Raw genomic sequence first — 11467 nt, forward strand, 5'->3', positions numbered from 1 at the left:
GCTGCGCCGTCCTCAATCGAATGCTGGAATGTGCACGCCCGAATTCTGTCCGGTACAGACAAGCTACCGAGTAGCAAAGGCATCAAAGACAGACGTCCGCTTACACGGCGATCGCTGCACCAACGCCCCCAATATGAAAAGGAGGACCCCTCCACATTGCGTGCCCAGTCATCGTCGCTTGTCGTCGTCTCGCTCCACGCCCACAGCTTCACGCGGCCTTCCTTTGTCCAGAAGGCGAGCAGCTCTGTGACAAGTGCGAAAAACAGCGGCAACAGCACCATGAAAAGGAAGGTCCAATTCGGCGCCCAGAGAAATCCAACCTCTTTCGCAACGTTATCCGCGCGGAGGTAAATCGCGCTGTGGATCCCCACAATATAGGACAGAAAGCCGAGAGCGGCGCCGCAATGCAAAAGTCCAATAATGTCGGACTTCTCGATTTGGAGGGCTGACGTCACGAAGTTCAATTGGACTGTCTACCCAACTCGCAGTATGAAAGCTGTCGCTGGCATTCCGGCAAAAGTTACTACGGAGGAAAATGCTCATGCCGAATGGCGGACAATGGGAAGATCATAAATCTGTAGCTGAAAGCCGTCTTTTCGCGGCGCGGCACGTGAGACCATAGACGATGATTGGTGATCTTCGCGACCTCCGAAGTCCGGACATGTGTGAAGCGGCGAGTTGCCGTGGGTGTGGTTGAATTGTATCCAGCCTTCAACCAAGCACACCCTCCATTGATGACCGACCCGAATGTTTTCCCTCCGAAGCGTAGTGCGTCAGCTCGGATCGGCCAACCGTTCAGGGTCCAGCAAAAGGACTTCTTCCGCGTTCATGATCAGCAATACCCGTGGGTCGGAATGCGGCACGATTCACCGAGCCAATGGCAGCGCAGGAAAGATCTGCAGGTGGCGCAGAACCGCGAGGTTAAGCACTACTTGGTGATCCGGGAACAGTACTGGGAGCTATTCGACCGGCGCATGTATGGAGCGGAGACTGTCGCTAAGGTTACAATTGAACAGGGTACAACTTATTCCCATAAAGAAGTGTGTCATGAATCGACGACATCCCGCTTCGCGGTTGCTCTCGGTCTGGATTTTGCTGGCGAAATTTTTGGTGCGGCTGCCCCGGGCAGCGGGAATTTGAGTTCGAAGTTCAACTATGAATTCTCGCACACGCTCGACTTCACGGAAACTGACGAAATGACGTACCACGAGAAAGAAATAAACTCGATAGAAACGAAGTTTCAACCGGACACCCAGTATCTTTACTGGCAAATCTGCAATGATGTTCTCCTTTATCGGATCACACAGCAGCAGGTCGACAGTGCAGTGATCGCGTCTCGCGCGTTCATCAGCAGGGTCGTGTCGCGCACCAGCAATTTTTACGTGCAACCTTTCGCAATGGGGCGAAGCAAGGCGGCAAACAACGATGCCAGTTGGCGGGCGAAGTAGGATTGCGAAATGGCGGCACAGAAGACCCTCAAACCGGGCGGACAGATTGTCTACAGCACGCGCCCTATTGGCCTTAGAACCACGTTATTCGCGCAGTGCAGCGATGAGGGCGATTCAGTCCTAGGCTGGCACATCGAGCTTTGCTGCAAGGATCTCAACAAGCAGGCGCTCGAGGCCGGCCAACCTTGGCAGACATCGATCAGCGATGGTTCTGGCGCGCTGGTTACCGTCAGCAACCAGGGCTTCTATGACATCAATGTTTGGACCGATTACTGACCCGCATCGCAACCACCGCGTCAAGAACTGGAGCAACTCCCCATGCACCCTCCGCTGGACGACCTCCTCACCGAACATCCTGCAGTGACTGCCGCGGCTGCTTGGGCGCAGGGCGAGAGCGCGACCCGCTGGAAGACGGTGGCGCGCTGCGGCGATGCCGTGGTTCACTGCACGCTTAAGCTCAACGTGTCGCGTCGCCATGCGATCCGCTCCAACCTACTCATGGCGGCAGGGCGAGTGGCACCTGCTGCCCCCGAATCCGATGACGACACGGCGCCTACGGTGCTTGCGGCTGGCATCGTGCAGGGCATCCGCAATGTGTTCGAAGTTGTGGGCAAATTGCCGCCGGCGGTCCACGCTTTTCTAACTCACCTCACCTCGGACGCGGACGGCGTAGCCGCGCTACGTGCGTGGGGGCAGGGAATCGGCTTCTCCGGTGCGGAGATCACGTGGCTACTCAAAGACATCGCGAAGCTCGATCACGATCCGATTAACATGATTAACGCGGCCGGTGGCCTCGAGCCGCTCCTGGCGCATGCCTACACCGGTACCGATCATTCTCGGATAGGCTTTCTCAAGGCCGATGGACCGCAGATTCCACCGGAAGTGCAGAAGCTCGTCCGTGCCTTCGCACGCCGCGGCGTGACCGCGTCTATGTTCCTGCTGTTACCAGCAGTCGCCGGACTGAGATGGTTGGCCGGTACCACGTAAGGCGCCGAGTCGGAAACGAGTCCACGCGGCAGCGCTCGAAGCGATGCTCGGCTAAAGGGAAACATGCTACAGTGCCCGGCAGTGCAGCGAGAACGTGCTGACGTGAATGATCAGATCAGCTTCGGCCCGCCGCTACAGATCGCCAGTTCGTTGATCGACGGCTGCATCATTGAGTGGTCCCTAGGGAAAGGTGATGAGATGCGCCCCTTGGTAATGCCAGCCTTCCGCTGCTTCGCCCGATGGACGCGACCGCACATCGATCACGGTCACCGGTTCCAAAGAATATATTCGTTCCTACGAGCGAGACACACTGAAGGAATGACTGGCACCATCACGACCGGTGAGCGGCGCGTGATGAAACTATCGCAGTTTGAAGGATTTGAAGGGCCGATACTTTTCAATCGTGTTATCGGCCCCTCAGCCTGCATCTGCATCCAAATAAGACCCACGCGCAAGCCAGGACTGGAATGCGCCGGCGCATGATCGGAATTCGGGTATTGACAGTAAGAGCTTCGCGGCCGTTAAAGTTTCAGCGTGGACCGGCAAAGCCCGCCGATCCGATCTGGATGCGCGAGGCGCGGCGGCAGATGGGCATCCTTGAGGTTCCCGGTTCGAAGTCCAATCCGATAATCCTCGGCTGGGCAAAGGCGCTTGGCGGCTGGGTCGCCAACTTTTACAAGGATGACGACACGCCATGGTGCGGGCTCTTTGCGGCGCACTGCATCGGCCTGACCCTGCCGGCCGAAAAACTCCCGACGAACTATCTGTCTGCTCTTGCCTGGGCCGATTTCGGCATCGAGTGCGAGCCCGCGGTCGGCGCGATCTTGGCCTTCAGGCGCGACGGCGGCGGCCATGTCGGCTTCTATGCCGGCGAGAACGCCGACAGCTACGTTGTCCTCGGCGGCAACCAGGGCAACCGCGTCAAGCTCTCCAATGTCGAGAAAAGGCGTTGCGTCGGCATCCGGTGGCCGAAGACTGGCGGGGCGCAGGTCGGCGGCCGAGTGAATGCCATCGCCGCCGGAGGCCTCTCCCGCAATGAGGCATAGGCTACCTGCCGCGAAGCCCGGCTACACCCTTTCCCGCCGTCAGCTCTGGTGTTCCTTCTGGCTAGCATGGCTGACGATCGGCGCAATTGTCGCGTGCGGCCTCATGGGTGCATCCTCGGCCGTCGAACTCGCGCCGATCGTTGTTCCGAGCATGATCATGCTGATCGCAGCGATGCTCGGCATTCACCGCTTTGCCGGTGCGATGGACTATCGCTGTTCTTTCGTTCCGGAGCAGGACGATCGTCGCGCGGATCGGCAGGGCGAGATCCAATGACGGGGAAGCTTGCGACTTACATCATCGTTGCGGCGGTCCTGGTAATCGCCGCTCTTGGGCTTGGCGTTCTCGGCATTCACGAGATCCGTTCGATGGTTGACCAGGCCGTCCAGCTGAAGGCGGACGAACGGGACGCCTACTGGAGCGGCAAGATCGAGAAGGCCAACGCAGAGACCAACAAGCGGGCCGCCGATCAGGCAGCCGCAGTCGTGAAAATTCAAGCGGACCTGACGGACAAGAGCCGGTCCGATCAAGAAGCACTTGCAGAGTTGAGGGTGAAGAATGCGCAGCTTCCTAAGGGAGACAGCAGGGGTGGCGATTGTGGTCTCAGCGGTGGCCGTGTCGGCTTGCTCCCGGACTGAGCGCCAGGACATCGTGCCGATGCCAGCAGCGCCGCCGATCGTCGTGCCGCCTGATGCGCGACGCCCTTGTGTCACCGCGCCTAAGCCAACCGTTGATCCGGTGACGAACAGGGCTCCCGAAGATCAGGTTTTCGATATGTCGGCGACCGACCGTTACGAAATCAAATCCTGCGATCGTCGGCGCGCTGCGGCCGTTGCCGCGATCGACGCGGCCAATGGAGCACACCAATGAGCGGCTGCGATGAGAAGGACTTTGATCTTGCCGAGAAGATGGCCGATCGCCAACGCGAAGCGGCGATCCGGCTTGCCCGGCAGGCACTGGCGATCGACGGCACCTTCGATTGTCAGGTCTGCCCGAATCAGTGCGGCGCGGCTTGAAGCCGTGCCGTCTGCCCCCCGGTGTAGTGCGTGCCAACGTCGCTACGAGCGCGAGAGGGGAATCGCCGCTAATGGAAATCGAAAGTGCAAAATCATGGCTGGCGTTCATCTCGCTGGCCATCTCGATCGCCTCGACAATCTGGATGTTCATATCCTCGGGGTCGAAGCGCACGGCGACCTATCTCAGACTTCAAGAAGCAGGATCCCGCCGAGAAGAAGGCTCTTCTGGAGGCTCTCCAGGCCTCACGACCAGGACGCAATCCCTTGCGACATCAAGCATCTGCCCGATTCAAAGCTCGCAATAGAGAAGCTCGCCGGCCGGCTCGGCCGCATTGAAGAAAACCAGCTAGGAATGTCCAGGACGGTCCTGCAGGTACAGGAACTTCTGATGAAGGGTGCAGGATCAAGGACTTCAACGAACTCGCAGGATATGCGGCTGGTATATTGTGAGCGCTCACCGAGCAGCCGGACGGCAGCTTGAACGAAAGCCTGCTCTCGCAGGTTCTCGACATCTATGCTCACCACCGCAGCAGGGAATGGGCTCGCCAGCAGTTCCGCCACCTCGCTGAGCTCGGTGCGGTCAACATCACCGCGGTCGGTGCGGTCATAATCCCGGCAATTACCCGCCTCGGCGTCGACCACGTCGAACGTCGCACCGAACGCTCCGAGCGCCCATCGATCGGAGCCTGATCTGGGACGGAGCCGCCTCTCGGGGATTGAGCTGCTACCCGAGATCTGTTCGGATTTCGTCGGCAAGATGGACGCGCTGCAGCGCGGCTTTGTCGAGCCGACTTAACCAGACGCGCGGTATCGCCGCGACAATCGCTGAGTAGTGCGATGCGACTGCTTGCGATAAGCTCGCCTTGATCGCGGCCGAGGCAATCAAGTCCATGGTCTTCTAGCTGCAATGCCGGTGAAGGTGGTCTTGATCCGAAGGGCGCTATGTCGGTCGTCATCGGCCTGCCTCCTGGACCAGCCGGCCTAAATCCTCGGATCGCGGAGATCGGGATGGATGGCATCGTGGCCAACCTCCTCGGAACCGACCGATAGGGGCTCCCGGATCTGGCCGGGAGCAGCCTTCAGGCTGTTATTGCACCGCTTCCGGGAGATCGACCGGGTGAATGGGGGAAGTAGAGTGGTCGAAGCCCATGCCGGGATGGCGGGCATGCGCAGCGGCGTGACAGGGTGATCGAGTTGGTCAAAGGCACCTCCGACCTGATCGCGGGCCACTATGTCGGCTTCCTTCGTCAGCGCCGCCGATCCTAGCGGACTGGCACAAGGGGGGAATTTTAGATCCCCTTAATTCCCCATCCCCCCTGAAGGCATTCCTCTGGCATTTGGCAGTCGTCCGCCGCCGATCTTAGAGCGGCGGCCCTGAACCCGACGGAGACCCTACCAATGCCCAATTTCGCCCCTCTACCGCCGCGCTTCCTGCGCACCAAGGAAGCCGCCGAGTTCCTCAGCCTCTCCGCTCGCACGCTGGAGAAGCATCGCACCTATGGAACCGGCCCCGCCTATCGCAAGCTGGTCGGCCGTGTCGTTTATGCTATTAGCGATCTTGAAGCCTGGGCCGCGCGGGGCGCCGTTACCTCGACGTCCGATCCGCGTGGTTCGGTTCATCCCGCCAAGCGCCAGGCGCTGCCGGCCGTGTCGAAACGCCGCCCCGACGAAAATTAATCGCGATTCCGGAATGGCGGCACAGCATCGAGCTTCTTCGCTGCGCGGACAGCTCTTCCTGTTCCAGGCGCTCCCTGGCGACTTTGCAGCACGACACATACAGGATCTCATGGTCTATCCTTTTTTCTCCCTCTCCAAATCCCATCGCGTCACACCGATCGACTTCTCCGCCGGCGAGATCTCGATCCGCGTCGAGGCCGTGCCAGATCACGGAATGGCGTCCATCTGGGACTCCGACATACTAATTTGGGCGGCAAGCCAGATCGTCCAAGCCCGCGACACCGGCCTTCACACCTCGCCGCTGATGGTCGCCGCGCCTTACCAAATTCTCCAGTTCATCGGCCGCGGCACCAGCTCGCGCGACTACCAGCGCCTGAAGGCCGCCCTGGACCGGCTCCAGTCCACGATGGTCTCAACCACCATCCGCCAGCCTCTTGAACGCCGTCGCCCCCCATTCTCGTGGATCAAAGAATGGGCGGAATGCACCGATCGCAACGGTCGGCCCGACGGCATCAAGATGATCCTGTCCGATTGGTTTTACCGAGCCGCGCTTGACGATCGCAACGTGCTCACTATCGACCAAGCCTATTTCGACCTGACGGGCGGGCTGGAACGCTGGCTCTACGGGATCGTGCGCAAGCACGGGGGCAATCAGCGCGGAGGATGGCGCTTTGATTTTCGCCACCTGCATCAGAAATCCGGCAGCCTGTCGCCGTTCAAGCGCTTCGCGTTCGAGCTGCGCGGGATCATCCGTCGACAGCCGCTGCCAGGCTATACGCTCACTGAGGCTAAGGTCGGTCCGCGCGTGCTGCTCGCCTTCAAGCCATCGGCTCCCTGTTGACAGCTGCGGAAGCCGTCGTGCCATCCGGACCCGAGATCGACGTGCCATGGGGAACCCAAACAAGGGGTAACGCACGAAGCTATGAACGAAATTCGGATGCTTAACTTACAGTCTGATGATACCTCTGGCCCATTTTCATCTTCGGAAACCTCTGAGAATGGAACTAGCTCTTATTCCATCGCTCGCAACACGTGCGACTGGGTTCGGCGTTTTTCGTTCGGTGCCCGTCGAGCGCGGAGGGAGGAGTTGGTCCCAATCAAATCGGTCGTTGGCCTTTCCGGGCGCCGAGGGATTGAGCCACCGATTCGGAATCGGTATATCATGGCACGATAATCGCGGTGCTCGACTTCGCTAGCTCGAGTCATAAGGGCAGCAGCTTCCCGTGCGGTGGTGGAAGATTATGTGCATAAGATCACACGAGAACACGTCGTCACGTCTAGATTTCCCTAGTGCCCTCGGTGTTCAGGATTGTCGACCGGCCCGCTTCTGCGATCATGAGGATCACCTCTACGTTGCGTTGTCCAACGATAGAACGGTATCGTGCGGAGGCGTCGGACCTGCGCGTTTCATCGACACAATAATTTTTCAAATCTTGCTCATGCTGGTAACGCTCTTTATCCCAAAAATCAGGATGCCACTGTTTGAGAGCACACGGTTTGAACCGTTGACTTCTTGGGCCCAAGTGGCAAAACTCGAGCGTGAATGGCTGCTAGGGCCTAGAGAGCGAGGTCAAAAAAATCTGGCAAATTACTCAGTTTGAGCGGATCCGCTTCATGGTGAGCGGTGTTGGAACCAGATCGGTCATCGGTCAATGAATCCTATCGGACCGCTACCCGGCGTGTTCCATTTGGCAGAATTAAAGTCGGCTCGACCTGCTGGTCACCTGCAAGGAATTGATGTATGATACCGCATACCTCCGACTGGCGAGACAGGGGAATGTACGATGTCCTCGATACTCCCGAAGAATTTGGTTGGGAATTTCTTCGCCGAAGTAAGTCTTACCAGTCTTATTACCGTGATTTGGTGATGAACGGGGCTGAGAGCCAGCCTTTGCGGCGCGAGGAGGTGCAACGGTGGGGGCTACGATTTCCCGGCCCGGCCCGGGCTTTCCACTAGGGAGCAGTCGGTGCGCTGGTCGCCTTGTACCAACCCTGCGATCAAAATCATAGGGCAGGCGCCCGGTGGCATCGCGCGTGATAGTTCTCATGGCCGGCACTTCATCGGGGATTCCGACGTCGTACTCAGCGGCGTGGATCCGACCCGGGAGGTTTCTTCTGTCATTCTGCTTGACGGCAACGCCCCCGACCGAATCGACGCGACGTACCGGTCCTGGCACGCCTTGAATGGCCTTGTCGTACCGGCTGATACACGTATAACGCCCCGCAGACGGCTCCGATTGCGGCAAATGCTTCAGGCCGCTGATGGGAAAAGCAACGGCGCCTCTTATCGGGAAATCGTCATCGTTCTCTTCGGCGAGAAACGGATGGACGCCGAAAAGCCCTGGAAAACCTCTTCGCTGCGGGACACGGTGATTGGATTGGTCAAAGGCGCCTCCGACCTGATCGACGGCGAATATGTCAATCTCTTTCTCAAGCGCCGTCGACTCCAGCGCCGCTGATCCGCGGCACAGAACCCTACGGAGGCCCTTCCAACGCGACCCGATTTGCCCCCGACCGCCGCGCTTTCTGCGCACCAAGGAAGCCGCCGAGTTTCTCATCCTCTCCGCTCGCCCGCTGGAAAAACTCAAGCGCGACTTTCGATACGCATTGACGGAAGCGGCACTGAACGGCGCTCACATCGGTAGCGATATCCAGCTGCGCGGGCGCAGAGTTTTTTGGAAGTGACGCTAGCAGGTCGACGATGTCGACCGCTTCGTCGCATCGCGGCAGCTCAGTTAGCATATGGCGCTGCCAGGTGAGGAGGTCGATACCACAGGCGCGGCAAGTGAGCATCACACCTAGATCACGGCGCCGTCAGCCTTCGTCTCTCCGGCGTCTGGGGGTTTGTCTCTTGCCGGCTTTTCGATCCGGTAAAGCGGTTCGAAGAACCGGAGCGCGGCGGTCCACCCGGCTCTCTCTGGTTGTGAGTGACTCAACGAAGCGCCGCCGGGATTGAGCCATACATCCGACAGGGTTGCGACGCGCAATGTGTGCCACGCGGCATCGCTCACGAACATGCCGCGGTAGTCACCGAGGAAGTCTGCGGATGAAGCACGATCGGCTGATCACTGTCCTCGCCGCTGTGCCCACATATACGAGGTGCTGGTGGCTTCCTTGTCCTTTTCCTTGAGGATCTCATCACCATGCCTTCTTCTAGTAGGCCACGAAACTTCAACCGAACTTCCCCTACTTCCATCTGTAAGCGGCGATGTCTCATATTATTGAACCTTTCTATTTGAGCATCGAGTTGCATCACTAAAATCTTGTGTTCTGCGAGATGCTCGTCACATTGCGTTTTCATGTTCCATCTCAACTCAAGGAACCCCATGAGCCGTTTTATCGTCGTTTCCAATCGTGTTCCCGTGCCGAGCAAAGATCGGGGTGCTGCTGCCGGCGGCCTGGCCGTTGCAGTGCAGGCAGCCCTGCAGGAGCGCGGCGGCGTCTGGATGGGCTGGTCGGGAGAGTCGAGCGGCGACAGGGAACCAGGCGCGCTGTCGCTAGAGCAGAAGGGCAATATCACCTATGCCCTGACCGATCTCACCGACACCGACGTCGAGGAATATTATCGCGGCTTTGCAAACCGCGTTCTCTGGCCGATCTGCCACTACCGCCTGGATCTCGCCGAATATGGCCGGAAGGAAATGGCCGGTTATTTCCGCGTCAACCGCTTCTTTGCACACCGGCTGGCGCCGTTGATCGAGCCGGACGACGTTATCTGGGTTCACGATTACCACCTCATTCCGCTGGCTGCCGAACTACGCCAGATGGGTCTGAAGAACCGGATCGGCTTCTTTCTCCACATTCCCTGGCCGCCGGCCGACATTCTCGTCACCATGCCGGTCCACGAGGAGATCATGCGGGGGCTGTCGCATTACGATCTCGTCGGCTTCCAGACCGAATACGATCTGCAGAATTTCGCCGGCTATCTCAGGCGGGAGGGCATTGGCGACGACCTCGGCAACGGATTGTTCGATTCGCACGGGCGGATCTTCAAGGCCGGCGCCTATCCGATCGGCATCGAAACCGCCACCTTCGCCGAATTCGCCGAAAAGGCCGCAGACAACGTCCTGGTCCAGAAGACCCGGCGCAGCATCGAAGGCCGCGACATGATCATCGGCGTCGACCGGCTCGATTATTCGAAGGGCATCATTGAGCGGCTGGAAGCGTTTGAACGCTTCATCACCGACAATCCAGCCTACCAGAACAAGGTGACCTTTCTGCAGGTCACGCCAAAATCGCGTTCGGAAGTTCCCGAATACGAGCAGATGCAGAAGATGGTCGCCGAACAGGCCGGCCGCGTCAACGGCGCCATCGGAACGGTCGACTGGGTGCCGATCCGCTATGTCAACCGATCGATCAGCCGCAACGTGCTCGCCGGCCTTTTCCGGCTGGCGACGATCGGGCTGGTCACGCCGTTGCGCGACGGCATGAACCTCGTCGCCAAGGAGTATGTCGCCGCCCAGGATCCGGATCGCCCGGGTGTCTTGGTGCTGTCACGCTTTGCCGGCGCCGCACGCGAGTTGAAGGGCGCGCTGCTGGTCAATCCCTACGATATCGAAGACACCGCCAATGCGATTGCGCGAGGGCTCGCCATGCCGCTTGAGGAGCGCCGCGACCGCTGGAGCATGATGATGGAGCATCTGCTTTCGCACGATGTATCGCTTTGGTGCGAAAATTTTTTGCGGGACCTCGTGACTGTTCCGAGCTCCGACTGGAGCGGGAGTAATCTCCTGATAGCCACTCACACTAACCCTCATATGCGCTTTAGCTCCGGAGACGAGGAATCCGGTTGTAATTCAAGCTTAAGATGAAGATTCGTCCTGAGATTTTGGATCGGCTGCCTGAAGTGAGCGCGCGGTTTCCGGCTGGTTTTGGCTTGGAGGCAACGGCGCGGTTGGGCGGCGTCTTCACCCGTGTGCGGGAAATTAAGAACGCAGAGACGCTGTTGCAATTGGCGCCTGCCTATGGCGTCTTCGGCGTGTCGCTGCTCGAGCGGCTGTGCAACGCCGCCCCTTGGCTCGGCGACATCGTGACCGCATTGATTGCCAACAGGCCGAGGTTCCGGCGGGACAGTGGCTCGGGATATCGCTTGCGGGCGCTCGACGGGACGGCGATGAAAGCGGCCGGATAGGGAAATCATGCACAGCATCCGCCCAACGGAAGGGGGCCTAGAGTCTGTCAGCGCTAATCGGAATCGTGCGGAGATTCCCTTGCCTTTGATTTTGTGATTCAAGGTCATTGCTGGTGTGGAGGCCGGCAATGATGGTGCGACCTCTTTCTCTGGATTTGCGAACG

At 59.2% G+C, this 11467-nt stretch carries 14 protein-coding genes and 5 pseudogenes; 16 read left to right on the forward strand and 3 right to left on the reverse strand.

The annotated features are described in order from the left end of the window. Positions 1–455 (reverse strand): annotated as a pseudogene (locus tag ATY75_RS35375) (hypothetical protein); the annotation flags it as partial. 228 nt (positions 456–683) lie between these two features. Between ATY75_RS35375 and ATY75_RS30855 the strand changes: the two are divergent. From ATY75_RS30855 to ATY75_RS30900, 10 genes are all read left to right on the forward strand, one after another. Further along, positions 684–1448: a hypothetical protein gene (locus ATY75_RS30855; RefSeq protein ID WP_143535366.1), complete on the forward strand. Its 765-nt coding sequence runs from the start codon at positions 684–686 to the stop codon at positions 1446–1448. 9 nt (positions 1449–1457) lie between these two features. Beyond that, on the forward strand, positions 1458–1724 hold the full coding sequence (locus tag ATY75_RS30860; protein WP_088940397.1) for a hypothetical protein: 267 nt from the start codon (positions 1458–1460) through the stop codon (positions 1722–1724). Between the two features lie 42 nt (positions 1725–1766). Beyond that, positions 1767–2435 carry a hypothetical protein gene (locus tag ATY75_RS30865; protein ID WP_088940398.1) on the forward strand — a complete coding sequence of 223 codons (669 nt, stop codon included), beginning with the start codon at positions 1767–1769 and terminating at the stop codon, positions 2433–2435. Positions 2436–2932: 497 nt separating this feature from the next. Continuing rightward, positions 2933–3481 carry a TIGR02594 family protein gene (locus tag ATY75_RS30875; RefSeq protein ID WP_245317665.1) on the forward strand — a complete coding sequence of 183 codons (549 nt, stop codon included), beginning with the start codon at positions 2933–2935 and terminating at the stop codon, positions 3479–3481. After that, positions 3471–3755: an NAD(P)+ transhydrogenase beta chain gene (locus ATY75_RS30880; RefSeq protein ID WP_088940400.1), complete on the forward strand. Its 285-nt coding sequence runs from the start codon at positions 3471–3473 to the stop codon at positions 3753–3755. The genes ATY75_RS30875 and ATY75_RS30880 overlap by 11 nt, the downstream gene beginning before the upstream one ends. Beyond that, positions 3752–4117 (forward strand): hypothetical protein, encoded by a 366-nt coding sequence (locus tag ATY75_RS30885; protein ID WP_088940401.1) that lies wholly within the window; start codon positions 3752–3754, stop codon positions 4115–4117. The genes ATY75_RS30880 and ATY75_RS30885 overlap by 4 nt, the downstream gene beginning before the upstream one ends. Before the next feature lie 19 nt (positions 4118–4136). Next, entirely contained in the window at positions 4137–4349 is a 213-nt protein-coding gene (locus ATY75_RS30890) for a hypothetical protein (protein WP_088940405.1), read from the forward strand. Then, positions 4346–4495 carry a hypothetical protein gene (locus ATY75_RS34340; RefSeq protein WP_190241460.1) on the forward strand — a complete coding sequence of 50 codons (150 nt, stop codon included), beginning with the start codon at positions 4346–4348 and terminating at the stop codon, positions 4493–4495. Before ATY75_RS30890 ends, ATY75_RS34340 begins: the two co-directional genes overlap by 4 nt. 94 nt (positions 4496–4589) lie before the next feature. After that, positions 4590–4976: a hypothetical protein gene (locus tag ATY75_RS34835; protein ID WP_088940402.1), complete on the forward strand. Its 387-nt coding sequence runs from the start codon at positions 4590–4592 to the stop codon at positions 4974–4976. After that, positions 4973–5185: a hypothetical protein gene (locus ATY75_RS30900; RefSeq protein WP_245317666.1), complete on the forward strand. Its 213-nt coding sequence runs from the start codon at positions 4973–4975 to the stop codon at positions 5183–5185. Before ATY75_RS34835 ends, ATY75_RS30900 begins: the two co-directional genes overlap by 4 nt. A 34-nt stretch (positions 5186–5219) precedes the next feature. Here ATY75_RS30900 and ATY75_RS34840 read toward each other — a convergent pair whose 3' ends face one another. Next, entirely contained in the window at positions 5220–5387 is a 168-nt protein-coding gene (locus ATY75_RS34840; RefSeq protein WP_190241461.1) for a hypothetical protein, read from the reverse strand. A gap of 506 nt (positions 5388–5893) precedes the next feature. Between ATY75_RS34840 and ATY75_RS30905 the strand changes: the two genes are divergently transcribed. The 4 genes and pseudogenes from ATY75_RS30905 to ATY75_RS35665 form a co-directional block, all read left to right on the forward strand. Further along, positions 5894–6172 carry a helix-turn-helix domain-containing protein gene (locus ATY75_RS30905; protein ID WP_088940403.1) on the forward strand — a complete coding sequence of 93 codons (279 nt, stop codon included), beginning with the start codon at positions 5894–5896 and terminating at the stop codon, positions 6170–6172. Positions 6173–6185: 13 nt separating this feature from the next. Continuing rightward, positions 6186–7130: pseudogene (locus tag ATY75_RS30910) on the forward strand (replication initiator protein A); the annotation flags it as partial. A gap of 1009 nt (positions 7131–8139) precedes the next feature. Next, positions 8140–8631 carry a DUF2285 domain-containing protein gene (locus ATY75_RS30915; RefSeq protein ID WP_245317667.1) on the forward strand — a complete coding sequence of 164 codons (492 nt, stop codon included), beginning with the start codon at positions 8140–8142 and terminating at the stop codon, positions 8629–8631. A 43-nt stretch (positions 8632–8674) separates the two neighbouring features. Continuing rightward, positions 8675–8755 (forward strand): annotated as a pseudogene (locus tag ATY75_RS35665) (DNA-binding protein); the annotation flags it as partial. A gap of 108 nt (positions 8756–8863) precedes the next feature. Here the strand turns inward: ATY75_RS35665 and ATY75_RS35380 are convergent. Beyond that, a pseudogene (locus tag ATY75_RS35380) lies at positions 8864–9318 on the reverse strand (transposase); the annotation flags it as partial. A 180-nt stretch (positions 9319–9498) separates the two neighbouring features. Between ATY75_RS35380 and otsA the strand changes: the two are divergent. Together otsA and ATY75_RS30930 are read left to right on the forward strand one after the other, a co-directional pair. Beyond that, positions 9499–10866: pseudogene (otsA, locus tag ATY75_RS30925) on the forward strand (alpha,alpha-trehalose-phosphate synthase (UDP-forming)); the annotation flags it as partial. A gap of 113 nt (positions 10867–10979) precedes the next feature. Then, positions 10980–11303, forward strand: a complete 324-nt coding sequence (locus ATY75_RS30930; protein ID WP_245317669.1) for a hypothetical protein — start codon at positions 10980–10982, stop codon at positions 11301–11303. The last annotated feature ends 164 nt before the right edge of the window (positions 11304–11467 follow it).

The sequence above is a fragment of the Rhizobium sp. N122 genome (genome assembly GCF_002211295.1).
Classification (GTDB): domain Bacteria; phylum Pseudomonadota; class Alphaproteobacteria; order Rhizobiales; family Rhizobiaceae; genus Rhizobium.

Coding starts and splice junctions, on each gene's coding strand:
- ATY75_RS30860 (WP_088940397.1), top strand. CDS start 1,458: ATGGCGGCACAGAAGACCCTCAAACCGGGCGGACAGATTGTCTACAGC.
- ATY75_RS30865 (WP_088940398.1), top strand. CDS start 1,767: ATGCACCCTCCGCTGGACGACCTCCTCACCGAACATCCTGCAGTGACT.
- ATY75_RS30880 (WP_088940400.1), top strand. CDS start 3,471: ATGAGGCATAGGCTACCTGCCGCGAAGCCCGGCTACACCCTTTCCCGC.
- ATY75_RS30885 (WP_088940401.1), top strand. CDS start 3,752: ATGACGGGGAAGCTTGCGACTTACATCATCGTTGCGGCGGTCCTGGTA.
- ATY75_RS30890 (WP_088940405.1), top strand. CDS start 4,137: ATGCCAGCAGCGCCGCCGATCGTCGTGCCGCCTGATGCGCGACGCCCT.
- ATY75_RS34340 (WP_190241460.1), top strand. CDS start 4,346: ATGAGCGGCTGCGATGAGAAGGACTTTGATCTTGCCGAGAAGATGGCC.
- ATY75_RS34835 (WP_088940402.1), top strand. CDS start 4,590: ATGGCTGGCGTTCATCTCGCTGGCCATCTCGATCGCCTCGACAATCTG.
- ATY75_RS34840 (WP_190241461.1), bottom strand. CDS start 5,387: ATGGACTTGATTGCCTCGGCCGCGATCAAGGCGAGCTTATCGCAAGCA.
- ATY75_RS30905 (WP_088940403.1), top strand. CDS start 5,894: ATGCCCAATTTCGCCCCTCTACCGCCGCGCTTCCTGCGCACCAAGGAA.
- ATY75_RS30930 (WP_245317669.1), top strand. CDS start 10,980: ATGAAGATTCGTCCTGAGATTTTGGATCGGCTGCCTGAAGTGAGCGCG.